Origin of the sequence: Lentibacillus sp. JNUCC-1 (genome assembly GCF_009741735.1) — a bacterium.
In the GTDB taxonomy this organism is placed as follows: domain Bacteria; phylum Bacillota; class Bacilli; order Bacillales; family Amphibacillaceae; genus Lentibacillus_B.
Genome location: NZ_WHOH01000003.1, coordinates 160086 through 186618, shown reverse-complemented (window position 1 = coordinate 186618; position 26533 = coordinate 160086). Strand labels below are relative to the sequence as shown.

The following is a 26533-nucleotide window of genomic DNA, read 5'->3' as shown; positions in this document are numbered from 1 at the left end:
TTAAGATGATTCCTGGTTTCTTTTTTGTTTCAATTCAAGTTCCGATAACGCTTTCCAGATAACGAATCCGGAGTAAATCAACATCAGGATACCAGGGATCAGCATAAAGAATGCGCCGTTCTTCGTTTGAATGGCGTTGACAAGGTAACCAACATAAGGAACGGTGAATCCCGTGTATTCTGCTACCACATTTCCGGATAATACCGGGCTGGAATCTTCAGCATTATTGTTGTCGCCTTTGGTCCGGTACATCACATGGTCACCACTGTTTTGAACTTCTGTTATGCGGTGGGTGATCAGCTTACCGTCTTCTTCCTGAAACGTGATAACGTCATTCGCTTTGAATCGTGTCATATCGCCGCCAGGCTTGACAGCAATGATTGATCCTGTTTGAATACCGGGCTCCATGGATCCTGACAAAACAGTCTTAAGCTGATAGCCGAACATTTCAGGCTCTCCGCCCGAAATCTTGGTCACCATCACCATGGTGGCGACACTGATGAGCAGCACAAACAATACAGTTGTTACAATATTATTGACCCATTTCATCACTTTCCGCTTTTTCATCAAGATGGTTCCTCCTCTTTCACACCAGCAGGCTCCTCAGTTTGTTCTGATTGGTCTGATTTAGTGCCTGGTGACTTTTGCTCTCTCTTTTTATCGTCATTTGATGGTTTTTCCTTTTTAGCCTCATCTTTAGCTGAATCTTGCTCTGAGTTTGTTTCCTTGGTTTTCTGCTTCTTTTCAGGTTCTCCTTCTATCTCTTCTGAGTGGTCTGTTTCCCCTTCTGCCTCAGGCTGTTCTGGTTGTTTTTCTTTTTGCTTTGCTTTTTCAGGCTCTTCATCTGTTTCGTTTTCCTGTTTGTCAGTTTCAGTGGCTGGTGGTTCTTCTTCCTCAGGTTCTGGCTCGGTTTCACAGATGACTTCAATCTTTTCGCTCCAGACCTGTGCATCTCTAGGATGATCTTCACGCTGATGAATAACGAACTGGTAAAAGCCGGGTTGATCTGTCTCATATGTAAGCTCAGCCATCTCACCAGCTTCGAGAACATCAATGATCCCTTCACCCGCATTAAGTGCTACCGCTGCTCCATCTTCTTGCGGATTCCCGGTTTCGGAATAATACACCTCATATAAGCTTGTGTCTTCCATAGCCCCCTCACCCTTGTTAGAGATCACGGTTGTGATCTCCGCTGGACAAGAAACCTCAGCTTGATCAATCACCTCAGTGAATGCCAGATCACTTCCATCCCATATGCTCCATGTCCCAGTCGCGACCTGCTGGCTGATCTGTGTTGTGCTGGAGAAGTGGGCAGTCGTACTTGAAATCATGTAACCCGCTGTGAATAAGACCAGATAGAAAATGAAGCTTGTTTTCATTAGAATGATCAACAGACGATTTTTCTTTCCGAATTTAATAACGCGTTTACTCCGCATGCCCGCTCCCGCCTTTCTGTGCTTATGACGATTCATAAAAAGAAAATCAGAAATTTTTGTCTTATGAATCGTTATAAACGAGAGGGGGGGATCCCCTCTCTGAATGATTTATCTGCTTTCACCATCTGTTTGATGTGCTTCGAATGTCCACTTAAGTTCCAGTGAATCTTTCTGGAACATGTTTTGATCATTATTATTGTCCACAAATTCGAACTCGACATAAAGGTCATCAGAAGTACCCGCCTTCATGCCACTCGCTTCATCTCCCCAGCCAAACCAAGCCCAGATCTGGTTTTTGACAGCATCTGGCATGTCGCCTTGCAGCTCAGCCAATGTTCTTGATACAATGACATTTTCTTCTGGTTGAAGAACACCATTTTTATCTTCGTTTTTCAGAAAGTTAACACGAATATGTTTACCCATATCCTCTGTATTATCGCCATGATAATCATTGACTGTATAGTCTGTGTGAATGAACACTTCAGAGATATCAAGTGATCCATTGTTCTCCAATTTAAATGTACGGTTCATCCAGTCACCCGGTTTAAGGTTGTCAACATCAATTATAGTTGTTGGATTCACAGCCAAATCCAATGTTCCCGCTGCAAAAGTATTGTTTGAAACTTCTTCATCACTGAAATAAGCAAACGTTCCACCGCCAACCAAGCTGACACCCAATATTGCCGTTGCAATGCCCATACCTAACTTTTTCTTAATACTCATTTAAAAATTCCTCCCCGATTATTAATATGATGTGTGACAACACTTTTTCGCCACATTTGAAATACCTGATTCATTTCATACTCCAACGACTGCTGCATCAATAACTGCTTTATTTTTTTAAAGTTTCCCCCGGATACATTCACCCGCCTTTCGTATGTAATAGCGCCACCAGCAATTCGTTCTTTTTAACTGGGTCTATGCTCTTAGTTGAGAACGATAACTGAAGTGTACTTGATTTTGTTCTTTATTGAAAACGTCAAAAACAGGCAAATGTGCTTTATAACGTACGATTTGCTGTGTTCCTCTTTCCTTTCCTTTGTTTTACGCAGTATTTCGTTTTTTTTAAAGAACACTTAACATAATCTCTACTAATTTGTCTGAACAGATACATCCCTATAAACCTCAACCCTGTTATTGGTATGTTTTCCATCTCGTTTTTATGATCATGTGCTCAGAAACTTTCATTCAAAGCAGACCATAAAAAAAGACCAGAACACCTCCCGTTCGGTGTCCTGATCTGATTCATCTGTTTATCTGTTACTTTTCCATTCTCTCAAGCGTCATCTCATAGCCGCCGCTGCCGTAGTTGAGGCATCTGCGTACTCTGGAGATGGTTGCGGTTGAAGCTTTGGTCTGATCCTCTATCGCTTGATAGGTTTGGCCTTCTGAAAGCATTTTTGCCACTTGAAAGCGTTGAGTCAATGAATGGATTTCGTTCATGGTGGCTAAGTCATCAAAGAAACGATAGCACTCGTCTTTCGTTTCAAGGGACAGGATGGCTTCAAATAACTGATCGAGTTGTTCACCGCGCAGTTTATCAATTTGCATGCCGGCACCTCCTGAGATTTATTCGTTTGAAATATGCACCGATTGTTCAATGCCTGGGTTGGCCGGAACGACATTGACCCATGTTTGTCCAGGAACAAAGCCAACTGGATTGCCGTCCTTAACTGGAATAAGACGCCCTGAGCGGTTTTCCCACTGAATTCGCTGTATTTTGCCCTTTTGGATTAAAAAAGCGTTGCCGCCTGAATCCAGATCAATGGCTCGGCGGCCTGCGTCATCGATGATCTGATGCGGGGCTTCTACGATAAAGACGTTTTCCACGGAAATGGGTGTTTCATCGTTCAATTCAACTGTTTGTTCGCGGTCATTAAAACGGGTATATGTGCCTTCTTCTGACTGATAGTCAAATTCTACAATTTCCATCGGGGTATTGGAGTAAACAATCTCTACATGGTCAGCTTGATCCCCAGGGATTTCACCTGAAGCTGCTTCATCAAGAAAAGGCAGCGGCTCATAGTCATGCTCAGTCGCATACCCTTTAGAAGCGGCCACATCATCCACCGCATTAAAGAGTAAATACGAATTGTGCGGGGCTTTGCGGAAACTTTCCCGTTTAAACAAATGCTGATCGTTATCATAGATCGCACCGTTCAAATGTTCAATACCCCTCTTTTGAATCATATTGTCTATAAAGCCAGCCGCACCATGGTAAACGTACAGAGCATCATAGCTGTCAGCCAGGTTGAAGTAATATTCCCGCGCACTGCGCACAGGTCCAACCACCTCAGGCTCCTGACTTTGGAAAAGGGCAAGAAAACGTGTGATTTTTCCTTCAGCCAGAATCTCAAACACAATATCAGCCTTGGACAACCCTGATTGCGGACGCGCTTTGGTGTGGTTGTTAATCATGACACCGACCGCCCGATTGTTAACAGTTTCATTCGTACCAATGCCTGTAAAAGGATAGACATTGTCATAACCCGCTTCCTCTTCAGGCGGCTCTTTGGTTGTCACACCACTGTCCTTTGTTTTATTCGGTTCGGCTTCTTTTGTTTCTTCATTTTCAGAACATGCAGTAAGCGTAAGCAAAACGAGCAGAACGACGGTCCATATGCGCCAATGTTGTTTCATATGTTTCCACCTTTTCGAAAAGTCAATGCCTGTCTCTACTATACGCTATCTCATGATGGCTGGGAAGAGGACTTCCCGTTTTTTTACATCAATAATGCCCTGCTGAGTGATCCGAATATAAGGCAGGTGGGTGGAAGACAAGAACAGAATGCTGTAGATCGGATCTGAAAATGGATAACCGTGTTGAACCAATATCTCACGCAGTTCCTTTTCTTTAGCAATTAAATCAGCCATGCTGCCGTTGTACATCGCACCACCGAGCGTAAGGGGCATTTCTGTTAAAATATCGCCGTTATGCACGGCGACAATGCCACCTCCAAGTGCCTTCATACGCTGAAAAGCTGTCCGCATGTCTTGTTTATTCTTCCCGATCAAAACGATATCGCCCGTTGTCGAGTAAGAGCTCACAATTGCCCCAAGCTCTTTTGTAAAGCCTTTAATGGTTGTATTCACACGCCACTCCCCATGTTTGTCGAGCAGTACAAGAAATGCATCATCATTGTTGATCGGAAGCTGTTCCAGCGATACATCCACTTCAATTGCATACGGTTCAATGATCACATCGTTCAGCATTTTCAATCCCACCGGAATCGAAAATTGCAGATCACTTTCATCAATATCCCAACTCAGTTCGGCAGGGCCCAGACCATGCTGCTCCCAATCGATCTGTCGTTCTTTCAGGAAAACACCGTCTTCTGCCACCCATTTGCCTTTCGCTAAAACACGCTTCGGATGCGGATTGTCTTTCGCCTCCAAGAAATTGATGTGGGCAATCCTTCCCGGGGTAATGCTGCCAATTTGATCATGCAACCCAAAATGCCGGGCCGGATTGAACGTCGCCATCTGATACGCTTCTTCAACCGGCACACCCTTCTGGATGGCAATATCAATACAAATATTCATAAGACCTTGCTCATAAAAATTCGGTGTAGATCCATCTGTAGTCATCGTCGTATTTTCAAAATTGGTCAGCCCCTTGGCCAGCAGCTCCTCCAGTATTTGCGGCAGATCCGGCCTGATGGATGAATAGCGCATACCAACATTGTACCCAAGCTCCAAACGTTTGAAGACATCCTCTCCTGATATCGCTTCATGCTCACCATCCACGCCCAGCAGTTTCATTTTCGTCAATGTCTTTTCTGAAGCCCCGGCTAAATGACCTTCGACAGGCTTGCCTTTCCGTTTCGCTTCCTGTATCCAGTATAATAAAATATCGTCCCCATCCAGAAGACTCGGCCAAGCTGTCAGTTCGCCACCCTGAATGACAGCAGGATGTGCAAGCCATGACAAAATGTCTTTCGTATTAAACAAGGATTCTTCGTCCTGCAGAGCAGTCTGCGAGTCCAATCGAGCCCACCAGTACATTGATACAGGCAGACTCTGGAATGCGTCCAATAGGGAAAACGCTTTCTTTTTATTTAATAAAAAATGCCACATAAGGTTGTCGTTGACAAGTGTCGTTGTCCCATAAGCGGCCGCTTGACGTGCGAGCGTCTCTGGATTATAAAGCTGAAAAGGATGTGCGTGCGGTTCTACATAGCCTGGCACGAGGTATTGGTCTGTACAGTCCACAATTTCTGTTCCGTCTGTGTTTGCCGGCCATTCGCTTCCAACATAAATAATCCGATCCCCATCAATCCATATATGCGCTTCCGTCCATTTTTTTGTATACGCGTTTAAGTATACAGCATCTTTCAAAACCAATGACGGAGCACGTTTCCCGTCCACAACTGCCACATGTTTACGCATTTCAGTATTGCGCCAGTGAAAGTTTTTTTCCAACATAAAGCAACTCTCCAAAAAGTAATTTACACTATTCTACCACAGTTTAACTTTAATACGGTAAACCTTTTCAGCATGAAAGTGACTTTTTTATGACATCGCATACAAAAAAATTGATAAGCAGGATCTCCCTTATTTTTAAAATTTCACAGTAAACCCTTATTAAACAGTAGACACAAACAGCGACGTAGAGAAAACTCGTTCTGGCTGTTAAGTGAAAAGACAAGTCAATGTGCGTGACAAGCGTAGGGTGATTTCCGCTACGGACAGTTCGCTTTCCGCGGGCATGGCCTCAGCCTCCTCGTTCGCAAAGACCGCTCACTGCGGGGTCTTCGGACTCATGCTATTCCCGCAGGAGTCGAGTGTCCTTCGCTTCAATCACCCTATTTAATTTTATGGCTTGGACGGCTCTGTACATAATTGCATTTGAACCATTACACTCTCTCAATCAGTCCTGTCCAAGCCTTAACATTGCGTCTCGTTCCTGCAGTATAACTTTTTCGCTTTAAATACACCTAATTTTTATAATGGAAAATTACGTGCTAAATTAAAATGTATAATACTTATTTTCACCGAGCTCCGGGAAAACACGGAGACTCCTATGGGAGCAAAAGCCTCGGTGAGACCCCACAGCGCGCAGCGCGAGGAGGCTCAGCAGCGCCCATGGAAAGCACAGTGTTTTCCCGGAGATCGGTGGGGCGAGGCAGTCATAACAGTCATAACGTCCTCACTTAGTTCGCAGTCTACGGATACTGTGTGTTAATCAATAGCAACAATCTATACAAAAAGCCTAAGAAAAAAGAGATCCTGTCGTGTAATGGACTGGATCTCTCTATATTTCAATTTCTATAAACCAATGTCAGTTCGGTAAAAGTAGTCTGTGTTGTTATCAATTTGTTTGAGTGCTTGGTACACGGTTTTTGCGGCTTCTGGAGCAGTATCGTTTTTGGCTCCAACGAGAAGAACGCGCCCGCCGTTTGCCACAAGCTGCTCGTCTGTCCCAGCAACCCCGGCATAGGCTGTATAGACATTACCATTGATTTGCGGGATTGGCATGCCTTTTTTGTATGCTTCTGGATAACCGTTTGCAGCAAGAACCACCCCAACAGAAGCTTGATCTTCCCACTCAAGTTCAGGATCTTTTCCAGCCAACACATCTTCAAAGACCTGCAACAAATCATTTTTCATAAGCGGCAAAATGATTTGTGTTTCGGGATCGCCGAAACGTGTGTTAAACTCAATGACTTTCGGACCTTCTTGAGTCATCATGAGACCGGCGTACAAAACACCCGTGAAAGAGCGGCCTTCCGCAATGAGTCCGTCAGCCGTTTTTTGCAGGATGTGTTCATAGCTGAATGTCAGATCTTCAGCACTCACATCTGGAACAGGTGCATAGCCGCCCATACCTCCAGTGTTTGGGCCTTTATCCTGGTTGTAGGCGCGCTTGTGGTCACGGGCTGTGATCATTGGATAAACGTCCTTGCCATTTACAAAGGCCATCAAAGAAAACTCTTTCCCTTCCATAAATTCTTCGATGACGACAGTGGCACCAGCATCAGCAAACCGTTTGTTGACCAGCATATCATCAACGGCCTCAATGGCTTCTTCGGTCGTTTCAGCCACAACAACGCCTTTTCCCGCTGCAAGTCCGTCCGCTTTCACGACAATTGGGACACCTTGTGCTTGAATATAATCCTTTGCTGCTTCAGGGTCTGAAAATGTCGCATAAGCTGCTGAGGGAATTTCATGGCGCTGCATGAACGCTTTGGCATAGCTCTTGCTGCCTTCCAGAAGTGCCGCTTTTTGGGTTGGGGCAAATACCTTCAATCCTGCTTCGTGAAACCGGTCAGCAATTCCCAGTTCAAGCGGGGCTTCGGGGCCCACAATGGTCATACCGATGTCTTTGCTATGGACTAGAGCGATCAAGCCATCAATATCCGTTTCAACGATATCCACACACGTCGCTTCTGTTATGCCTGCATTTCCCGGGGCAGCATAAAGTTCATCCACCATTGGACTTTCCGACAGCTTCTGAACCAGCGCATGCTCCCTGCCCCCCTTACCAATCACAAGTACATTCATCAGACCAACCCCTTTTTTAAAAAATGAATGATTTTCTTCTTATATATCTCCGTTGGTATCTACTAAGACACCGTTTCCGTAAACTGCGAACTAATTAGTTAGATCTAATTTGGAATTTTATGGCTGCCACTGGCAACCGCTCGGGGAAAACACTCCGCGTCCAGTGGGCGCTGATGAGCCTCGGGCCCACAGGATGTGGGTCATGAAGGCGTTGCGACAGGACGTCGCGGTTTTAGCCTTCCTTCCCCTACTGCGCGCTGTGGGGTCTCATCTAGGCTTTTGCTCCCACGGGAGTCTCCGTGTTTTCCCCGAGCTGGATATGAGAGGTTATTCTCTAACTCTTATGTGAGTAGAACCGTCCAAGCCTCTGAATTACATAGAGTGATTGGAGCGGAGGGAAGTCGACTCCTGCGGGAACAGCACGAGTCCGAAGACCCCACAGCGAGTACATTAAGGAGGGTCGACTAAAACCGCCCTTTGCGGGCAACGTCGACATACCCCTTGCCGGGGCAAGGAGGCTGAGGCCGTGCCCGCGGCTAGAAGACACTGTGAAAGTGGGTTTCTTGAACAGATGTCGCACTTGAGCTGTGATAAAGTTAAAGCGACTTCCCGCAGCGCAAATCACGATACTCTCATTATGGTTAGTTGCCAGAAGCAGTCATTCAAGTTTTCATTAGTTCGCAGTTTGTATCAACTAAGATGACATAGATAGAATTTAATGTTTAAAATGACGCATGCCGGTGTGGATCATAGCAATGTCATGGGTGTTACAGGCGTCGATGGAGTCCTGGTCGCGCTTGGACCCACCTGGTTGAATGATGGCTGTAATCCCAGCTGCGGCGGCTGTTTCCACCGTATCGGGCATCGGAAAAAATGCATCTGAGCCCATTACAGCGCCTTCAGCCTTCTCCTCTGCTTGTTCAAGCGCAATCTTGGCCGCTCCGACCCGGTTCATCTGACCTGCTCCAATTCCGATAGTCTGACCATCTTTCGCCAGCACGATCGCATTAGACTTCACATGCTTGACTGCTTTCCAAGCAAACATCAAATCTTCCCATTCTGCTTCAGTCGGCTGTCGATCTGTTACACAAACCGCATCGTCCCGGCTGAAGGGTTGCTGATCTGCATCTTGAACAAGTAGTCCACCGGTAACACTTTTTAAGAGGTGTTCCCTTTCCTCATGTTCAGTCATTGGTAATTCTAAAAGCCGGATGTTCTTTTTCTGCGTTAAAATCGCCAGCGCTTCATCTGTAAACTGAGGCGCAATCACTATTTCCAAGAAGATCTTAGACAGCTGATCAGCGAGGTCGGCAGTGACTTCACGATTAACAGCGACAATTCCCCCAAAAATTGAGACAGGGTCACTGTTATATGCTTTTTCAAACGCTTCATTTAAGTCGTCCCCACACCCAATTCCGCATGGATTCATATGTTTCACAGCAACCGCTGCCGGCACCTCATATTCACGAAGCATGGCGAGTGCGGCATCTGCGTCCTGGATGTTGTTGTAGGAAAGTGCTTTGCCATTCAACTGATTGGCACGTGCTAGGCTGTTTTCAGGTGCTATCGGTGTTTGATAAAAAGCTGCTGCCTGGTGCGGGTTTTCACCATATCTGAGTGTACTCGACTTTTCATATGTCACGGTGAGCGTCTCCGGAAATGCATTGCCGATCTGATCGTTGAAATAGCCCGCAATCATAGCGTCATAGTGTGCCGTATGACTGAAAACTTTTGCTGCTAGGCGTTTCCGTGTCTCAAGGTCGGCAGGACTATTTTTAAGATGTTCAAGCACCTGATCATAATCAGCAGGATCCACAACGACAGTCAAGCTGGCGAAGTTTTTAGCCGAAGCCCTTAACATAGCCGGACCACCGATGTCGATTTGCTCGATCATCTCATCACTGGTAGCTTCAGATTGCTGCAGCGTTTCTTTAAACGGATACAGATTCACGCAGACAAGTTGAAAGGGTTCAATTCCGCCTTCGTTCAACTGTGCCATATGATTCTCGTCATCTTGTTTGGCAAGCAATCCGCCATGAATATAGGGATGAAGTGTTTTGACACGTCCGTCAAGAATTTCCGGGAAGCCTGTGATATCCGCGACCTGAACGGCAGGAATACCTGCGTCTAGCAGTGTCCGCAATGTGCCGCCTGTTGATACAATTTCATAGCCGAGATCTGCGAGTTCTGATGCAAAAGGGGCCAGTCCCGTTTTATCAGAAACACTCATCAATGCACGTTTTCTCATTATGTCAACTCCTTGGAAAGAATATGGTTAGATTATGTATGCCCGACTCAAAAGAGCAGGCGTGTTTGATGTTGGAGCGCAATGTTCTCTGTCTACCGCAGCCCACCGACAAGCTGATTGATTACTCGGGATAAAGGCGATGTTCCACTTGCTGGATGCGTTGTTTTAACGTGACCTCTGTATCCTCAGGCAAGATGGGAACCTTCTCTTGAGCAATGATTTCTCCGGTGTCCATCCCGCTGTCGACATAATGAATGGTTACGCCTGTCTCCGCGGCTCCTGCTCGGAAAGCATCTCCTATCCCATCTTTCCCCGGAAAAGCCGGCAATAAAGACGGATGAATATTCACGATCCGTCCTTCCCATTCATCAAGTAAAACCGATCCGATCAGGCGCATATAGCCTGCCAGAAACACCCAATCAATCTTATACACTTCCAGCTCTCTTAATATTGCTTTTTCAAAATCTGTCTTTGAGACAAAATCGTCACGATTGATGACAAACGCCGGAACGCCAAGCTTCTTAGCCAAATCAATCACGCCGGCTCCAGGCCGATCGCAGACGAGCAAAGCCACGTCACAAGCAAGGTCAGGACATGCTGCAATGGCTTGAAAATTACTGCCTGTTCCAGAAGCAAATACGGCTGCTCTTACATTAGCCATCGATAAAAGCCACGCCTTCCGTTTGACTGACAGTGCCCAAAACACATGCAGTTTCCTCATTTTGCCGCAGGACTTCCAATGCCTGATCTTTATCCGCTGCATCCACGACAATTGCCATCCCGATCCCCATATTAAAGACGCCAAACATATTTTCATCGCTCACGTCGCCTTGTTTTTGCAGGAAGTTAAAGATTCCAGGGATCTCCCAGCTGTTACGTTTGATTTCAGCACCCATTCCCTCTGGCATCATCCGTGGGAGATTTTCATAAAAACCGCCGCCGGTAATATGGGCAATGCCTTTGATTGTAACGGCCTGTTTCAAAGCAGCAATGGGTTTAGCATATAATTTTGTTGGCGTGAGGAGTTCTTGGTCAAGCGTTTGATCAAGTCCATCGTACTGCTTGTCCAGATCCAGACCCTCAACCAGCTTTCGGACGAGCGAATAGCCGTTTGAGTGGATCCCGCTTGAGGCAAGACCAATGATCGTATCGCCGGGAGCAATTGTTTCACCTGTAATGAGGGCTTTTCGATCTGCAATACCGACCGCAAACCCCGCCAAGTCATATGTGTCCTCGTCATACATTCCCGGCATTTCAGCCGTCTCGCCGCCTATTAAAGCTGCACCAGACTGTACACATCCTTCTGAAACACCAGACACGATTTGTTCGATCATATCTGGATTGTTCTTTCCGCACGCAATGTAGTCAAGGAAAAACAATGGATCAGCACCTTGGGCGACGATGTCATTCACACACATGGCCACAAGGTCAATGCCAATGGTGTCATGCTTGTCCAACTGAAAAGCGAGCTTCAGCTTTGTGCCGACACCGTCCGTTCCAGATACGAGAACAGGTTCCTCGTATTTAAACGATGCGATATTGAAAAGACCGGCAAATGCACCTACGTCTCCAATCACTTCCGGACGATTGGTGCGGGCAATATGCTTTTTCATCCGTTCGACTGCTTCATAGCCTTTGTGTACATCGACACCGGCTTCTTTATATAAGTCTGCCATCTGTCTCCACCTTTTCCCCTAATTAGTCCGGCTTTCATTGCCGGCAGAATGTTCCAGTGTGTCTGTTGTGACCGGATAATTGCCTGTAAAACACGCCTTGCAGATCCCCTGATGAATGGTTTTATCCTTAACAATGGCTTTCTCCAATCCTTCAGGTGATAAGTAAGCAATGCTGTCTGCACCGATTTCTTTCCCAATGTCCTCGACCGTTTGGTTCGCTGCAATCAGTTCTTCCCTCGTTGACATATCAATTCCGTAATAACACGGGTTTGTAACGGGGGTGAGGCGATTCGAACATGGACTTCTGTCGCACCGGCTTCTTTAAGCATTCGGACGATCCGCCTGGAAGTTGTGCCTCTGACAATGGAATCGTCGATCATGATCACACGTTTGCCGGCGACAATGCCTCTGACCGGGGACAATTTCATCTTGACGCCCTGCTCTCTTAACTCTTGAGACGGTTTAATGAACGTCCGTCCGACATAACGGTTTTTAATCAAACCCATTTCATACGGCAGACCAGCCTCTTCAGCATATCCAATGGCTGCTGAGATCGAGGAATCCGGAACGCCTGTCACAACGTCTGCTTCTACCGAGGCTTCCCTTGCTAGTTCAATGCCCATGCGTTTTCTCGATGCGTGCACATTCACATGGTTCAAATCACTGTCCGGTCGGGAAAAATAAACATATTCCATCCCACATAAAGCCCGTTTTTCCCTAAGGGCAAATCGGACCGATGTCATGCCTTCATCTGTAATGGTAATCAGCTCACCCGGCAGGACTTCCCGTTCGAAAGTCGCCCCGATCAAATCAAACGAACACGTTTCAGATGCAACCACATAGGCAGATCCGATCCGTCCAATTGATAAGGGTCGGATGCCATGAGGATCAAGCGCCACATACATTCTGTCATCGGTCAAAATTGTAAAAGCGTAGGCGCCGGTCATTTTTTTAAGGGCCGATATGACCGTTTCTTCAGAGAGTTCTTGTCCATTCCGTTTAATCAGATGTGCAAGCAATTCTGTGTCTGACTTGGTTTGAAAAATACTGCCTTCACACTCAAGCTCACTCCGCAGTTCATCCGAATTCATGATATTGCCGATATGACCAAGAGCCATGTTGCCGGTATGTGAATGAAACAAATGAGGCTGAACATTCTCATACCCGGTGTCACTGTGGGTCACATAATGGATATGACCAATTGCACGCTCACCAGGCAACCGCTCAAGCTGCGGGCGGTCAAAGATGTCATTGACCAGGCCTGTATCTTTGTGCAATCTGATCGTTTTCTTATCACTGACAGCAATACCCGCTCCGTCCTGTCCCCGGTGCTGCATGGCATGCATGCCGTAATACGTGAGTTCTGCTGCTTTCTCGTGTCCCCAGATTCCAAACATTGTTCATGCCTCGCTTTTTAATTTATTTCAGTTTTGCTGGAATGGCATTTTTCCAAAGCGTACTGAGTGTTTCTGCAGATTCATTGATGTGCGGTTCACCATTTACGCTGACGTTTACCTGACCATCATCTGTAACACGTCCGATGTTCACAGCGTCTTCCATACCGTTCTCAAAGGCTTCTTGATGCTCTGGTTTCACGCTGACAATGAAACGTGACTGACTTTCACTGAACAGTTGAACAACCGGATCACCTTTGAGTGCAACATCAAACCCAAGCCCTTTATCTGAAAACACACTTTCTGCCAAGGCAACACCAAGTCCGCCTTCTGAAATATCGTGACTAGAAGCAACGAGGCCATTTTGAATGGCTTGCAAAAGGAGTGTTTGCCTTGTTTTTTCTACTGCCAAATCAATGCTTGGTGCCTGCCCGGTATACGCCCCGTCTACAATCTTCTGCAGTTCACTTCCACCGAATTCCGCTTTTGTTTCGCCTATTACATAAATCAGATCTCCGGCAGCCTGAAAATGACTCGGGGTGATATGATCTAATGATTCATAAAGACCAACCATGCCGATTATGGGCGTCGGGTGAATTGCAGCGCCGTTTGACTGATTATAAAGTGATACATTCCCGCTGATGACAGGAGTTTCCAGAGCAAGACAAGCCGCACTGATCCCGTCAATGCTTTGTTCCATCTGCCAAAAGACTTCCGGATTGGTAGGATTTCCGTAATTAAGGCCATCTGTCAATGCAAGAGGTCTGGCACCTGAAGCCACGAGATTTCGAGCCGCTTCTGAGACAGCAATTTTGCCGCCTGCTTCCGGATCAAGGTAAATATAGCGGCCGTTGCAATCTGTAGTCATCGCAATTGCCTTGTCATAACCCGGAATCTTAACAACACCGGCATCAGATCCAGGACCCACTTCTGTATTGCCTCGGGCAAACGCATCGTACTGGCTGTATGCCCACTCTTTAGATGCAATTGTTGGCTGCTGGAGCAACTTTTTCAGCATGTCGCTGGCGTCGTTCACTTCTGGAACTGCGACATCCATCTTTTGAAATTCCTCGTAATAAGCAGCTTGTTTTGCAGGCAAATGATAGACAGGTGCATCCTCTGCAAGGGCATCGACCGGCACGTCTGCCACCACTTCACCGTGATGCACAAGACGGAATGACTGCTCTTCAATCACTTTTCCGACTGTAACGGCTTCGATTCCATGCTTATTAAACAGATCAATGATTTCTTTTTCACGGCCTTCTTTCACAACAAGCAGCATCCGCTCCTGAGACTCAGAAAGCATCAGCTCATAAGCATTCATATCCGTATCTTTCTGTGGTACGTGATCAAGCTGCATTTCAATGCCTGTTCCGGATTTACTGGCCATTTCACTGGCAGAAGACGTGAGTCCGGCCGCTCCCATATCCTGCATGCCGATGAGCGCATCAGAATGGATGGCTTCGAGACACGCTTCAATCAGATGTTTTTCCAGTTCTGGATCGCCAATCGCAACGGCTGAGCTGCTTTCTTCTGAATCCTCGGCTAAATCATCGGACGCAAATGTCGCCCCATGAATTCCGTCACGTCCTGTGGCACCACCGGCATAAATGACCGTGTTGCCGACGCCGTCAGCGACACCCTTTTGCATCTCGTTATGCTCAAGCAGACCAACCACCATCGCATTGACAAGAGGATTCTCTTCATAACAGGCGTCGAATTGAATTTCTCCGCCAACCGTCGGAACTTCAAGCGTGTTGCCGTAATGAGCGATGCCGCGCACCACTTCCGTAAACAATTCTTTCGTGCGTTCAGATTCCAGCTCTCCGAACCGCAGCGAATTTAAGGCAGCAATTGGGCGGGCTCCCATGGAAAAGACATCTCGTGCAATACCGCCCACACCCGTCGCAGCTGCTTCAAACGGTTCAACGGCTGACGGGTGATTATGGCTTTCGATTTTAAAGACAATCGCCTGGTTATCGCCAATATCAACAACTCCGGCACCTTCTCCAGGTCCCTGTAGGACGTGTGAGCCCTCAGTAGGGAACTTTTTCAAGAGCGGTTTGGATGTCTTGTAGCTGCAATGTTCGGACCACATAACGGAAAATAAACCAGTCTCTGTGTAGTTGGGACGGCGCTTCAGAATGTCTTTGACCATTTGGTATTCGTCATCAGAAAGCCCCATTTCAAGGTAAAGCTTGTCCTGTTCGATTGTTTCAGGTGTCGGAAAAAGGTGTTCAGTCATATCAGATTTCCCCCAATGTGTTATTTGTCGGCGAGGCCAATACGTTCAAAAATGGCATCCACATTTTTCAAATGGTATGTCACATCAAAGCAGTCATCAATCGCTTCCTGTGACAGCTGAGCTTGTACAGCTGGGTCTTGTTCAATCAGTGTTTTAAACGAAACACCCTTTTCCCAGGCTTCCATGGCTTTCGGCTGAACAATGTCATAAGCCGTTTCACGGGCCATGCCTTTGTCAATCAAGGTGAGCAAGACACGCTGAGAAAAGATGACCCCATGCGTCATATTGACATTTTCCAGCATGCGTTCCGGAAAAACAGTGAGCTGATCAATGATGCGCGTAAACCGGTTGAGCATGTAATTGAGTCCAATTGTTGTATCCGGCAAAATAATCCGCTCTGCAGATGAATGGGAGATATCCCGCTCATGCCAGAGTGCGATGTTTTCATGTGCTGTGATCATATGGCCGCGGAGAACACGGGCCATGCCAGCCATGTTTTCCGACCCAATCGGGTTCCGTTTATGAGGCATCGCTGAAGAACCTTTCTGTCCTTTTGCAAAAAACTCCTCAGCTTCCCGTACCTCTGTCCGCTGCAGGTGGCGAACTTCCACTGCCATTTTTTCAATTGTGCCGGCGATCAAGGCAAGTGTTGAGATGTAAAAAGCATGGCGATCCCGCTGCAATGTCTGTGTCGAGACAGGGGCAGGTTTTAAACCGAGATGTTCACACACATACTGCTCGACAAACGGGTCGATATTAGCATATGTGCCGACAGCTCCTGAAAGCTTGCCGAATTCAATGTGATCTGCCGCCAGTTCAAACCTTTCCAGCTGACGTTTCACTTCTTCGTACCAAAGAGCAAGTTTCATGCCAAATGTGGTTGGCTCTCCGTGTACGCCGTGGGTCCGCCCCATCATGACCGTATGTTTATGTTCAACAGCTTTACGGGCCAAAACATCCAAGAGCCGTTCTAAATCTTTGCGTAAAATGGTGTTCGCCTGTTTCAACTGGTAAGACAGTGCTGTGTCAACCACATCTGTCGAGGTCAAGCCGTAATGCACCCATTTGCGTTCTTCTCCGAGCGACTCAGAAACAGCCCGGGTAAAGGCAACGACATCATGGCGGGTTTCTGCCTCAATTTCCTGTATGCGCTCCACATTAAACTGAGCATTTTTCCGAATGGCTTTCACGTCTTCGGCAGGTATTTCGCCCAGTTCGGCCCATGCTTCACAGGCAAGGACTTCCACTTCCAGCCAAGCTTTGTATTTGTTGTCCTCTTCCCAAATCGCCCCCATCTCAGGGCGGGTATACCGATCAATCATTGAATGGCCTCCTCAAGCATACTGATTTGTTCTTGGAGCATTTCTTGTGTCTCCGCTATAAATGTAATATGCCCCATTTTCCGCTTTGGCCTGACAGACACTTTACCGTACAGATGGAAAAAGCCATATGGCATCGTGGTCATGCTTGTTTCAGCAGCTTTCAATGTATCACCCAGCACATTGATCATGACAGAGGGCTGCAGGAGCTGAACATTCATGAGCGGCAATCCGCAAATCGCGCGGATATGTTGGCCAAACTGAGAAATGTTGCATGCTTCAATCGTGTAATGCCCGGAATTATGCGGCCGTGGCGCCATTTCGTTAATGTGAATATCTTCACCTGAGACAAACATTTCAATCGCAAATGTACCGACAATGTTCATACGTTCGGCAATCTGCTTGGCTGCGGCCTTTGCTTTTTCAGCAACATGGTCACTCACAGCTGCCGGTGCTGTTGTTTTGTATAAAATATGGTCCCGGTGTTCATTTTCTGCAATCGGGAAAAATTGTATATCCCCATTCTTGCTTCGTGTAAACACCGTCGAGATTTCTTTGTCAAAAGAGAGCCAGCGTTCGATAATGCAGTGGCCATTTTTCTCGGCAAACTCAGCAGCTGCTTCAGTATCATCTGGACCGGTCAATTTCAACTGACCTTTGCCGTCATAACCGCCGCTGCACGTTTTGATCACGGCTGGAAAAGTGAATGTCTTAAGTGCTCCACGGCATTCTTCAGCGTTATGAACAATCGCAAACTCCGGCACTGGCAGGTTGAGAGAGGTCATCAGTTGCTTCTCTTTTTCCCTGTTTTGTGTGATCGCGAGAGCCTCTGACCCTTGGGGCAATTTGCCGGTTTCTTCTATATAACTTGCTGCTTCAAGATCAACATTTTCAAATTCATAGGTCACGACATTGCTGTTGGCTACCAATGTCTTAATCCCGTTCATGTCATCGTAAGCTGCGGTAATATGTTCATCAGCTACTTGGGCGGTCGGGCAGTCAGGCATAGGGTCAAGAACCATGACTCTGTATCCCATATATTTAACAGCGAGGGCCATCATGCGTCCGAGCTGGCCGCCGCCAATGATGCCAATCGTTTGTGGTGGTTGAATGATTTTATTGGTCTGCAAGTTCGTCCCTCATTTCTGATACTTTTTTTGTTAGTTTTGCTTGATATTTATTGAGATTTCCAGAGATTTCTTCATCAAATGCACCAAGCATTCTTCCAGCAAACAGCGCCGCATTGATCGCTCCTGCTTTGCCAATAGCCATCGTTGCAGTGGGAACACCCCCAGGCATTTGGACAATAGACAAAAGGGAGTCCATGCCGTTCAAAGCTTTGGATTGAATCGGTACACCTATAACAGGGAGTGATGTTTGTGAGGCGACCATTCCGGGCAGATGCGCCGCGCCCCCCGCCCCGGCAATGATGAGCTTTAAACCGCGCTCCTTAGCAGTTTTTGCGTACTCAAACATATCGTCGGGCGTTCTATGTGCGGAAATGACTTCTTTTTCATAGGATATGCCAAGCTCGTCCAGGGTGTTGCACGTATGTGCCATCGTTTCCCAATCTGAAATGCTTCCCATAATGACACCAATCTGTTTCACATAAATCCCTCTTTCTATGTGTAGTTTGAGCATTAAAAAAGTCTATTCGTCTCCCTCTTATATGAGAGAAGATGAATAGACTCAATCTGAAGACCTGTCCGTTATGGACCAAGCATCTCCATTTTTGAACATCTTCCCTCATAGTCCGGCATTTACGGTGCCGGGTAGAAACTTTCAGGCCATATCCCCGAAAATATATGAGGCAACTAATTAATTTGCAGTAATTGGACGTCGTGCTTTTTTCTAAGTTTAGCCTAACAGAAAAAAACAGGATTTTCAACAAAAAACGAACTTAAAATGAATAAAATATTTTATTGTTCGTGTTTTGCTGTTAATCACGCTTGTTATCAGGCTGATCATTTGAGTTTTGTATGTTTTCACCATGCCCAGTGGTTTGATTATAAGGTGTGTCATCTCCCGCAGGCGTCTGCACAGGTTGAGTTGGATGAGTTTCCGGAGACGCCACCCCTGGTGCAGCACTATATGGCGGTATGTCAGATTGAGATGGTTTGGCTTTCTTAGGGTTAAACAAACGCCCTTTACGTACCTGTTTCACCCAGAAGCCACCATGAATCTGTTTCGGTTCATATGAAATAATGAAAGCTTTTGGATCAATGTTTTTAATCGTTTCATACAATTTAAGCTCATACTTTCGCGGGGTAAGAATTTGCATCGCAAGACGATCTCCGTCCATGCCGTAAGCAAACCAGCTTGTCACCCCGTAGCCTTTGTCCCGGAGTTTACGGGTGAATTCAATGTTCGGGTCTGATGAAATGACATTGACCGTTATATAACCCAGGGCCAATTTCTCTTCAATTTTTGTTCCCACAATCACACCGATCCCAAAACCAACCGCATAAGCGATGACGTTCTGGATTTGGTCGAGGTTGTCCAAGACAAGACCGAGCCCAACCACATACACAACCATCTCGACCATACTGATCAAAGCAGCGAGATAGCGGCGCCCCTTCAGTGTTAAGATCATGCGGATCGTCGAAAAAGATACATAGACGATATTGATCACGAGGATAATCGCGACCATGACATAAGCGTTCTCCAGCAAAAAGATCAATCCTTTCGTGTGTCCGTTTATATATGTGTATGCAGTGTCTCCTTATAATTTTCCCCTAACGGTTAGGTCCGTACACCCTTTTTTCACTGGAAGATTCCATTCCTTTCAGACGCTTGCTGAGTGTGCGTTTCCAGTTTGGAGCCAGCAACTCACAGTCAGCGAGAGCCCGGGTTTGTTCCAGATCTCTTTTTCCCTTGTACATAATCGTGTTGCAAGCTTCAATGGTCCACTCAGGATAAGGACGTTCTTCAAGCGTAAGCGTTGTCCCGGGCTCAACAGTTCCAGTTTGAATCACCCGGTAGTACCACCCGGTCCTTCCCGAGTTCTGAATACGAAGGGCGAAATCAATAACGCGATGTCGTCTCGCGGGTTTCCAGCAAGGGCGACGCGGCTGTGACACCTGGATAAGAGCATCACCACACCGGTAGGTATCTCCAATACAGACTGACGTTTCATCCATGTTTTCCATGGAAAAGTTCTCTCCCATAGAGCCCGGACCGATTTCTTCCTTACTCAACCCCAATTCTTCCCGCCAATAGGAGTAATGAAATGCGGGATAGGCAAATACAGCCTTCTCGGGTCCGCCGTGGTTTTTTGTATCAGCTACTTCATCACCATTAAAGCCCGTATCACCTAGGTACACAGGGGCGCTGACGGCATGCTTGAACATGCCTGTTTTCCAAGGACGGTCCATTTTATCAGTTGCATCCGGCTTGCCTAACTCTTTTACTTTTCCGATAAACAGTTTATTGATTAATGGTTTCTCCATCATGTCACCTACAATATAATTATGTTATAGTTAAAAGCAGCTGGCACGTGCCTTGCTTGCATGGCACGGCTTGTTGAAGCACATGAAACGTTGTGTCTGTTACATGTCGTTTTTAAGAAACTCTTGATATAAACTGCGAACTCGAGAAGACTTGGAATGACTGCTTCTAGCAACCGCTAGGGGAAAACACTTCGCTTTCCGCGAGGAGGCTGAGGCCGTGCCCGCGGCTAGAAGACACTGTAAAAGTGCACTTCTTGAACAGATGTCGCACTTGAGCTGTCATAAAGTTAAAGAGACTTCCCGCAGCGGAAATCACGGTGCTCTTATATACATAGATGGGTTTTGACCTACTATGTTTTTTGGTTCGCAGTTTACGGATATTGTGTGTATGTTTCATTTGTATGAACAGACTTGGATACTATTCTACACTAATTTTAAACGAAATAAGTAATGAATTCATCCTTTTGGGAGGGGATTTTAATGGCTGATTTGAAAAAAGCTACATTTGCTGGGGGTTGCTTTTGGTGCATGGTTAAACCGTTTGACCAATGGGACGGGGTTCATAAAGTTGTTTCAGGATATACTGGAGGACACTTGGACAATCCAACTTATAAAGATGTGAAGTCTGGTACAAGTGGACATTTTGAAGCGGTGGAAATCACTTTTGATCCAGATTTGATCAATTACGAAACCATCTTGGACCTCTACTGGAAACAAATTGACCCAACCGATGACGGTGGACAATTTCAGGACCGTGGCGATTCTTACCGGACAGCGATCTTTTATCATGATAACGAACAGAAGGCACAGGCATTGGCCTCAAAAGCGGCACTTGAGCAAAGTGGACGGTTTACGAAGCCGATTGTTACACAAGTTCTGCCCGCGGAAACTTTTTACCCGGCTGAATCAGAGCATCAAAATTTTTATAAGACAAATCCTGAAGCATATAAAAAGGATCGTAAAAAGTCTGGCCGAGATGAATTTATTCAGAGCGCCTGGGGCGAGTGAAAGAAGGATGCTCGAATCTGGAGTGAGATTTACAATTAAAAAGCAACTTCTGTTTAGCAAAACAGCGGCGCTCGAGTTGTTTTATCAGTGTTTAGATCTATATATCGGCGCTCACGTGAATATATCAGCGCTCAAACCGAAATATCGGCGCTCATGTCAATATATCAGCGCTCAAACCAATATATCGGCGCTCATGTCAATATATCAGCGCTCAAACCAATATATCGGCGCTCACGTGAATATATCAGCGCTCAGATCAAAATATCGGCGCTTACGTGAATATATCAGCGCTCAAACCAATATATCGGCGCTCATGTCAATATATCAGCGCTCAAACCGAAATATCGGCGCTCATGTCAATATATCAGCGCTCAAACCGAAATATCGGCGCTCACGTCAATATATCAGCGCTCAAACCGAAATATCGGCGCTCGGACGCATTTCTTACATATAATAAATTAGCAGTTTACAGGGAGAGAATACGTTGTCAAAACAAGATTCATTAACACCGCTGAAGATGCTGTTGTTCAGTTTTCATGCGACGAACACCATCATTATCAGCTTTTTGCCATTATATTTGAAAGCTAAGGGACTGAATCCTACTGAAATTGGCTGGGTGCTTGCGGTTGGACCGCTTGCTTCAATTTTTTCTCAGCCGTTCTGGGGCTATATGAGTGATAAATATAAGACGGTTAAACGCATGCTGCTGATCTGTGTTGTGGGTCTGATTTTCAGCAGTATTGTATTTTTCCAGATGAATGGCCTCTTGGCGATTCTGATCATGGGCGCTGTCTTTTATTTTTTCACCTCTCCGATTGGGGGCTGGGTGATAGCCTGGCCCAGCGCCGGGCACATGATCTCGGTGTGTCATTTGGAACCATTCGCACGTGGGGATCGATCGGATTTGCCACATCTTCTTTGATCGTTGGGGAATTCCTCAGACGAACAGATATCACTTACATGCTTTGGCCATATTTATTTTTTGGTGTCATTGCCTTGATCATCACCTTCCGCTTGACTGATGTAAAGGTTGAGTCAGAGCCGGTGCACCTCAAAGATGTAAAGCAGCTGCTCACAAATACACCGTTTATTTTATTTTTGCTGTTTATGATGATGCTGACGATTACCCACCGGGCCAATGACAGTTTCATCGGATTATACATTGATCAGCTCGGCGGGGGTGAGGAACTTGTCGGCTTATCCTGGTTTGTGAGCGTGATCAGTGAAGCTGCTATTTTCGCAACTGCAGGATGGTGGTTCCGCAAATACCATCCGCTCGTGTTTGTTATCATTTCAGGGGTGTTTTACAGTCTGCGCTGGTTTTTATTTGCTGCGGCAGATAGCCCGATGTCGATCATTGGCTTACAATTCTTGCACGGGTTAACATTTGCTGTCTTTTATCTCGCTGCCTTTGATTACATCAGCCGCTTAGTCCCAAGACTCCTGCAATCTACCGGCCATCTCGTTTACTATTCCGTGTTCTTTGGAATCAGTGGTATCATCGGATCTCTTGTCGGTGGTGCGGTGATTGATGCTTTTGAAGCTGCGACTCTGTATAAAGGTATGGGCTGGCTGGCATTGATCGGCACAATCGCCCTGACCATCTACCACCTTCTACCTTGGGGAAAAGAAGCTCCAAATAATTGAATAAAAAGCGGTGCTCCCTGACTGAACAGTTAGGGAGCACCGCTTTTTAGTCTAGCTCAGGAATATAAAGTAAAGTACAAATATCACAAACAACACGTACATAACCGGATGAATCTCTTTTACACGGCCTTTGAGCAGCATTGTGATCGGATAAAAAATGAAACCGATCGCGATCCCGGTGGCAATGCTATAGCTGAGCGGCATCATGACGATGGTCAAAAACGCCGGAACTGCTGTTTCGAATTCATCCCAGGCAATATTTTTCAAGGCACTCGACATGAGAACACCGACGATGATCAGAGCAGGAGCTGTCACTTCGGATGTTACAACACTGAGAAGCGGTGAGAAAAATAATGCAAGCAGGAAGAATCCCGCTGCGACCACAGAGGTAAAGCCTGTCCGGCCCCCTGCGCCAACGCCTGCAGTAGATTCAATGTAAGCTGTCGTTGTGGACGTGCCGACAATGGAACCGGCAACAGTGGCTGCAGAGTCTGCAAACAGCGCCTTGCCAGCGCGTGGCAATTTGTTTTCTTTCATTAGACCAGCTTGAGTCGCTACTGCTACAAGGGTTCCGGCTGTGTCAAAAAAGTCCACAAACAAAAACGTTAGGATTACGACAAGCATTTCCAACGTAAAAATGTCACCGAAATGAAGAAAGGCCTGTCCGAAAGTCGGTGCGACACTTGGTACGGAACTCACAATGCCGTTCAAGCCTGTCGGGGGATCAATCAACCCAACGACAATGCCAGCCAGTGCGGTTAAAATCATCCCGTAAAATATACCGCCCTTGATGCCAAGCGTCAGCATTATGACTGAAATGACGATACCGAAAATTGCCAAGAGCACGGTCGGTGTGCCCAAGTTGCCGAGACCAACAAGTGTGTTTGGGTCTTCCACAATGATGCCAGCGTTTTGAAAACCGATAAATGCAATATATAACCCAATTCCGGCGCCAACTGCCATTTTCAAATTCGGCGGAATGGCATTGATCACCTTTTCCCGTAGTCCTGTCAGCGTAAGTACGATAAAAATAAGACCTGAAGCAAGGACGCCTGCAAGTGCTGTTTCCCATGGGATGCCATAGCCAAGCACAACTGTATAAGCAAAGAAAGCATTCAATCCCATACCAGGCGCAAGAACGATTGGATATTTGGCGATTAGTCCCATAAACAGCGATCCGACTGCTGCTGCGACTGCGGTTGCGACAAATATGGCATCCGGATCCATCCGGGTCACACCCTCAGGCAAAGTCTCAACATCCATGAGTCCCAGAACAGACGGGTTCACAAATAAAATATATGCCATGGCTAGAAATGTTGTCATCCCGGCCATAAACTCTGTACGGTAATTGGTGCCTAGTTCTTCGAAGCGAAAATATTTCTTCATGATGTTTCCTCCCTAGTATGATGTTTAAAATATAAGATCGCTGGTATATGAACTTCAGAATATGTGAGCAATATCGCCAACCGCTATCTGAGACAAGAACGAAATGCATATAAAAAGAGCACCCCGGCCCGGGATGCTCTACAATCAGCGCAAGGCTAGGCAGTCGGCGAAAACGATGAAGACATAACCTTCATCATCACGCGTTCCTGCTTGCCTGCGTAGTCGGATCATTTACGGTGTCCGGTAGAGACTTTGGGCCATATTCCCAGAATTATACGCACTCTATAACATTGTCAAACGATCAACAAAATGTTTTTTTCTGAAGCATAGTCGTATTTTACTACGATCCAAGGAGAAAAACAACCTATTTCCGAACAATAAATATAAAAAAGTTACTATTGTTCGTGTGTTACTATCTTACTCCCACTCAATTGTTGCTGGTGGCTTGCTCGTCACATCGTACACAACGCGGTTAATATGATCGACATCGTTGACGATCCGTGTGGAGATTTTTTCAAGAACATCCCATGGAATACGCGCCCAGTCCGAGGTCATGCCGTCGATCGATGTGACCGCACGGATTCCAATGGTGTAATCGTATGTCCGGGTATCGCCCATGACCCCGACACTGCGAATGTTCGGGAGCACAGTGAAATATTGCCAAATATCACGCTCAAGACCGGCATTGGCAATTTCTTCACGCAAAATCGCATCGGATTCGCGGACGATTTCAAGTTTTTCCTCTGTCACCTCTCCAAGAACCCGAATGGCAAGACCTGGACCTGGGAACGGCTGGCGCCAAACGATCGTATCTGGGAGGCCCAGTTGAGTGCCAAGTTCACGAACTTCATCCTTGAATAACGTATTCAATGGCTCGATCAAATCAAATTGCATATCTTCTGGGAGACCGCCGACATTATGATGCGACTTGATCGTCTGAGCGGTATCTGTCCCGCTTTCAATCACATCTGTGTATAGCGTACCCTGGGCGAGAAAGTCAATCTCTGTGAGTTTGGCTGCCTCGTCGTCAAATACATAGATGAATTCATTACCGATGATTTTACGTTTCTTTTCAGGATCGTCGACACCTTTGAGTTTATCAAGGAAGCGCGCTTGTGCATCAACTTTAATGAGATTCATATGAAAATCATCTTTAAAGGTATGCATCACTTCATCGGCTTCATTTTTTCTCAGAAGACCGTGATCAACGAAAATGCAGGTCAGCTGGTCGCCAATCGCTTTGTGAATAAGGGCCGCAACGACTGAAGAGTCGACACCGCCACTCAAAGCACAAAGCACTTTGCGGTCACCGACTTGCTTCTGAATTTTATCCACTTCTTGGTCAATAAAATTCTCAATGGTCCAGTTATCCGTGCACTGACATGCGTTAAATACAAAATTCTTCAGAAGATCATTGCCATATTCCGTATGGCGCACCTCTGGGTGGAACTGCACACCATATAATGGCTTGCTTTCATGACTCATGGCAGCAATTGGTGTAGAAGGACTTGTTGCATCAACTTGGAACGATGCCGGCGCCTCCACGACCTTATCTCCATGGCTCATCCAAACCGTTTGCGTCTCAGGCTGGTTTTGGAAAAGTGTCGGCTCTCCGCCTACATTAATCTGCGCCTTGCCATATTCCCGTTGCTGCGATTTTTCAGCTTTCCCGTTAAAATGAACGGCCATCAGCTGCATGCCGTAACAAATGCCCAAGACAGGAATATCCATGTCGAAAATCGCCGGGTCACATCTGAAGCTGTTCTCATCGTAAACACTGTGCGGTCCACCTGAGAGGATAATCCCTTTCGGCTGCATCGCGTGGATCTCCTCAACCGTCAATTTGTGAGAATGGAGTTCACTATAAACCCCAAACTCCCGAATCCGTCGCGTAATCAACTGATTATACTGACTCCCAAAATCAAGTACCAAAATCATATCATGCTGCTCCATCATCTCGCTCCTTTATATTGAAGTTCAAACCTTTAATAAATCGTCTATACCTCATCCTCAAAACAAAAACCTGGAGTCTGCTTTTTGCTGTGCATACGTGTTGTGTGGACAGCAGAAAGGCAGATCTCCAGGTCGACATAGGTTTTGTCCAACTGGCGATCCGCCTTCATAGTCAGGACGTTTAAGGTGTCCCGGTAGAAACTTTCGGTCCATATTACCGAGGATATACGAACGGCGTTAAATATTCAATCGTAATTAGAATAAACCT

General features: G+C 46.3%; 21 protein-coding genes, 2 pseudogenes and 3 riboswitches. Of the genes and pseudogenes, 4 read left to right on the top strand and 19 right to left on the bottom strand.

Annotation, left to right across the window (positions count from 1 at the left end; genetic code table 11):
* From sipW to JNUCC1_RS11215, 17 genes and pseudogenes are all read right to left on the bottom strand, one after another.
* Nucleotides 1-567: a signal peptidase I SipW gene (gene sipW / locus JNUCC1_RS11295; protein ID WP_156645610.1), complete on the bottom strand. Its 567-nt coding sequence runs from the start codon at nt 565-567 to the stop codon at nt 1-3.
* Nucleotides 567-1436: an amyloid fiber anchoring/assembly protein TapA gene (tapA, locus tag JNUCC1_RS11290; RefSeq protein ID WP_197431719.1), complete on the bottom strand. Its 870-nt coding sequence runs from the start codon at nt 1434-1436 to the stop codon at nt 567-569. The genes sipW and tapA overlap by 1 nt, the downstream gene beginning before the upstream one ends.
* Nucleotides 1437-1544: 108 nt before the next feature.
* Nucleotides 1545-2159, bottom strand: coding sequence for a CalY family protein (locus JNUCC1_RS11285; RefSeq protein ID WP_156645608.1), 615 nt, complete (start codon nt 2157-2159; stop codon nt 1545-1547).
* Nucleotides 2160-2696: 537 nt separating this feature from the next.
* Nucleotides 2697-2987 carry a YerC/YecD family TrpR-related protein gene (locus tag JNUCC1_RS11280; protein ID WP_156645607.1) on the bottom strand — a complete coding sequence of 97 codons (291 nt, stop codon included), beginning with the start codon at nt 2985-2987 and terminating at the stop codon, nt 2697-2699.
* An 18-nt stretch (nt 2988-3005) separates the two neighbouring features.
* Nucleotides 3006-4076: a DUF3048 domain-containing protein gene (locus JNUCC1_RS11275; protein ID WP_156645606.1), complete on the bottom strand. Its 1071-nt coding sequence runs from the start codon at nt 4074-4076 to the stop codon at nt 3006-3008.
* A gap of 45 nt (nt 4077-4121) precedes the next feature.
* Entirely contained in the window at nt 4122-5861 is a 1740-nt protein-coding gene (locus JNUCC1_RS11270) for an adenine deaminase C-terminal domain-containing protein (protein ID WP_197431718.1), read from the bottom strand.
* Between the two features lie 843 nt (nt 5862-6704).
* Nucleotides 6705-7940, bottom strand: a complete 1236-nt coding sequence (purD, locus tag JNUCC1_RS11265; RefSeq protein WP_156645605.1) for a phosphoribosylamine--glycine ligase — start codon at nt 7938-7940, stop codon at nt 6705-6707.
* A 715-nt stretch (nt 7941-8655) separates the two neighbouring features.
* Nucleotides 8656-10188, bottom strand: a complete 1533-nt coding sequence (gene purH, locus JNUCC1_RS11260; RefSeq protein ID WP_156645604.1) for a bifunctional phosphoribosylaminoimidazolecarboxamide formyltransferase/IMP cyclohydrolase — start codon at nt 10186-10188, stop codon at nt 8656-8658.
* Between the two features lie 121 nt (nt 10189-10309).
* Nucleotides 10310-10849: a phosphoribosylglycinamide formyltransferase gene (gene purN / locus JNUCC1_RS11255; protein WP_156645603.1), complete on the bottom strand. Its 540-nt coding sequence runs from the start codon at nt 10847-10849 to the stop codon at nt 10310-10312.
* Nucleotides 10842-11864, bottom strand: a complete 1023-nt coding sequence (purM, locus tag JNUCC1_RS11250; protein WP_156645602.1) for a phosphoribosylformylglycinamidine cyclo-ligase — start codon at nt 11862-11864, stop codon at nt 10842-10844. The genes purN and purM overlap by 8 nt, the downstream gene beginning before the upstream one ends.
* 18 nt (nt 11865-11882) lie before the next feature.
* A pseudogene (purF, locus tag JNUCC1_RS11245) lies at nt 11883-13261 on the bottom strand (amidophosphoribosyltransferase).
* Nucleotides 13262-13283: 22 nt separating this feature from the next.
* The gene (gene purL / locus JNUCC1_RS11240; RefSeq protein ID WP_156645601.1) at nt 13284-15503 is read right to left on the bottom strand and encodes a phosphoribosylformylglycinamidine synthase subunit PurL; all 2220 of its coding nucleotides are present in this window, start codon (nt 15501-15503) and stop codon (nt 13284-13286) included.
* Between the two features lie 20 nt (nt 15504-15523).
* Nucleotides 15524-16825 carry an adenylosuccinate lyase gene (gene purB / locus JNUCC1_RS11235; RefSeq protein WP_156645600.1) on the bottom strand — a complete coding sequence of 434 codons (1302 nt, stop codon included), beginning with the start codon at nt 16823-16825 and terminating at the stop codon, nt 15524-15526.
* On the bottom strand, nt 16822-17952 hold the full coding sequence (gene purK, locus JNUCC1_RS11230; protein WP_156645599.1) for a 5-(carboxyamino)imidazole ribonucleotide synthase: 1131 nt from the start codon (nt 17950-17952) through the stop codon (nt 16822-16824). Before purK ends, purB begins: the two co-directional genes overlap by 4 nt.
* The gene (purE, locus tag JNUCC1_RS11225) at nt 17939-18430 is read right to left on the bottom strand and encodes a 5-(carboxyamino)imidazole ribonucleotide mutase (protein ID WP_331713760.1); all 492 of its coding nucleotides are present in this window, start codon (nt 18428-18430) and stop codon (nt 17939-17941) included. The genes purK and purE overlap by 14 nt, the downstream gene beginning before the upstream one ends.
* A gap of 121 nt (nt 18431-18551) precedes the next feature.
* A riboswitch (purine riboswitch) is annotated at nt 18552-18651 on the bottom strand.
* Between the two features lie 308 nt (nt 18652-18959).
* Nucleotides 18960-19493: pseudogene (locus tag JNUCC1_RS11220) on the bottom strand (DUF2179 domain-containing protein); the annotation flags it as partial.
* A 64-nt stretch (nt 19494-19557) separates the two neighbouring features.
* Nucleotides 19558-20274 (bottom strand): MOSC domain-containing protein, encoded by a 717-nt coding sequence (locus JNUCC1_RS11215; RefSeq protein WP_331713759.1) that lies wholly within the window; start codon nt 20272-20274, stop codon nt 19558-19560.
* 477 nt (nt 20275-20751) lie between these two features.
* Here JNUCC1_RS11215 and msrA point away from each other — a divergent pair, with 477 nt between their 5' ends.
* The 4 genes from msrA to JNUCC1_RS11200 are packed head-to-tail and all read left to right on the top strand — an operon-like array spanning nt 20752 to nt 22926.
* Nucleotides 20752-21279, top strand: coding sequence for a peptide-methionine (S)-S-oxide reductase MsrA (gene msrA, locus JNUCC1_RS11210; RefSeq protein ID WP_156645596.1), 528 nt, complete (start codon nt 20752-20754; stop codon nt 21277-21279).
* Nucleotides 21248-21733 carry a hypothetical protein gene (locus tag JNUCC1_RS11205; RefSeq protein ID WP_197431800.1) on the top strand — a complete coding sequence of 162 codons (486 nt, stop codon included), beginning with the start codon at nt 21248-21250 and terminating at the stop codon, nt 21731-21733. The genes msrA and JNUCC1_RS11205 overlap by 32 nt, the downstream gene beginning before the upstream one ends.
* A 30-nt stretch (nt 21734-21763) precedes the next feature.
* On the top strand, nt 21764-22201 hold the full coding sequence (locus JNUCC1_RS19270; protein WP_331713758.1) for an MFS transporter: 438 nt from the start codon (nt 21764-21766) through the stop codon (nt 22199-22201).
* A complete protein-coding gene (locus JNUCC1_RS11200; protein WP_331713884.1) occupies nt 22102-22926 on the top strand; it encodes an MFS transporter in 825 nt (274 codons plus the stop codon). Before JNUCC1_RS19270 ends, JNUCC1_RS11200 begins: the two co-directional genes overlap by 100 nt.
* Before the next feature lie 51 nt (nt 22927-22977).
* Here JNUCC1_RS11200 and JNUCC1_RS11195 read toward each other — a convergent pair whose 3' ends face one another.
* Entirely contained in the window at nt 22978-24312 is a 1335-nt protein-coding gene (locus tag JNUCC1_RS11195; protein WP_156645594.1) for an NCS2 family permease, read from the bottom strand.
* A 199-nt stretch (nt 24313-24511) separates the two neighbouring features.
* Nucleotides 24512-24611, bottom strand: a riboswitch (purine riboswitch).
* Nucleotides 24612-24729: 118 nt separating this feature from the next.
* Nucleotides 24730-26265 carry a glutamine-hydrolyzing GMP synthase gene (guaA, locus tag JNUCC1_RS11190; RefSeq protein WP_156647089.1) on the bottom strand — a complete coding sequence of 512 codons (1536 nt, stop codon included), beginning with the start codon at nt 26263-26265 and terminating at the stop codon, nt 24730-24732.
* A 149-nt stretch (nt 26266-26414) separates the two neighbouring features.
* Nucleotides 26415-26516: riboswitch (purine riboswitch) on the bottom strand.
* Nucleotides 26517-26533 lie beyond the last annotated feature (17 nt).

Coding starts and splice junctions, on each gene's coding strand:
- sipW (WP_156645610.1), bottom strand. CDS start 567: ATGAAAAAGCGGAAAGTGATGAAATGGGTCAATAATATTGTAACAACT.
- tapA (WP_197431719.1), bottom strand. CDS start 1,436: ATGCGGAGTAAACGCGTTATTAAATTCGGAAAGAAAAATCGTCTGTTG.
- JNUCC1_RS11285 (WP_156645608.1), bottom strand. CDS start 2,159: ATGAGTATTAAGAAAAAGTTAGGTATGGGCATTGCAACGGCAATATTG.
- JNUCC1_RS11280 (WP_156645607.1), bottom strand. CDS start 2,987: ATGCAAATTGATAAACTGCGCGGTGAACAACTCGATCAGTTATTTGAA.
- JNUCC1_RS11275 (WP_156645606.1), bottom strand. CDS start 4,076: ATGAAACAACATTGGCGCATATGGACCGTCGTTCTGCTCGTTTTGCTT.
- JNUCC1_RS11270 (WP_197431718.1), bottom strand. CDS start 5,861: ATGTTGGAAAAAAACTTTCACTGGCGCAATACTGAAATGCGTAAACAT.
- purD (WP_156645605.1), bottom strand. CDS start 7,940: ATGAATGTACTTGTGATTGGTAAGGGGGGCAGGGAGCATGCGCTGGTT.
- purH (WP_156645604.1), bottom strand. CDS start 10,188: ATGAGAAAACGTGCATTGATGAGTGTTTCTGATAAAACGGGACTGGCC.
- purN (WP_156645603.1), bottom strand. CDS start 10,849: ATGGCTAATGTAAGAGCAGCCGTATTTGCTTCTGGAACAGGCAGTAAT.
- purM (WP_156645602.1), bottom strand. CDS start 11,864: ATGGCAGACTTATATAAAGAAGCCGGTGTCGATGTACACAAAGGCTAT.
- purL (WP_156645601.1), bottom strand. CDS start 15,503: ATGACTGAACACCTTTTTCCGACACCTGAAACAATCGAACAGGACAAG.
- purB (WP_156645600.1), bottom strand. CDS start 16,825: ATGATTGATCGGTATACCCGCCCTGAGATGGGGGCGATTTGGGAAGAG.
- JNUCC1_RS11215 (WP_331713759.1), bottom strand. CDS start 20,274: ATGATGGAGAAACCATTAATCAATAAACTGTTTATCGGAAAAGTAAAA.
- msrA (WP_156645596.1), top strand. CDS start 20,752: ATGGCTGATTTGAAAAAAGCTACATTTGCTGGGGGTTGCTTTTGGTGC.
- JNUCC1_RS11205 (WP_197431800.1), top strand. CDS start 21,248: ATGAATTTATTCAGAGCGCCTGGGGCGAGTGAAAGAAGGATGCTCGAA.
- JNUCC1_RS11195 (WP_156645594.1), bottom strand. CDS start 24,312: ATGAAGAAATATTTTCGCTTCGAAGAACTAGGCACCAATTACCGTACA.
- guaA (WP_156647089.1), bottom strand. CDS start 26,265: ATGGAGCAGCATGATATGATTTTGGTACTTGATTTTGGGAGTCAGTAT.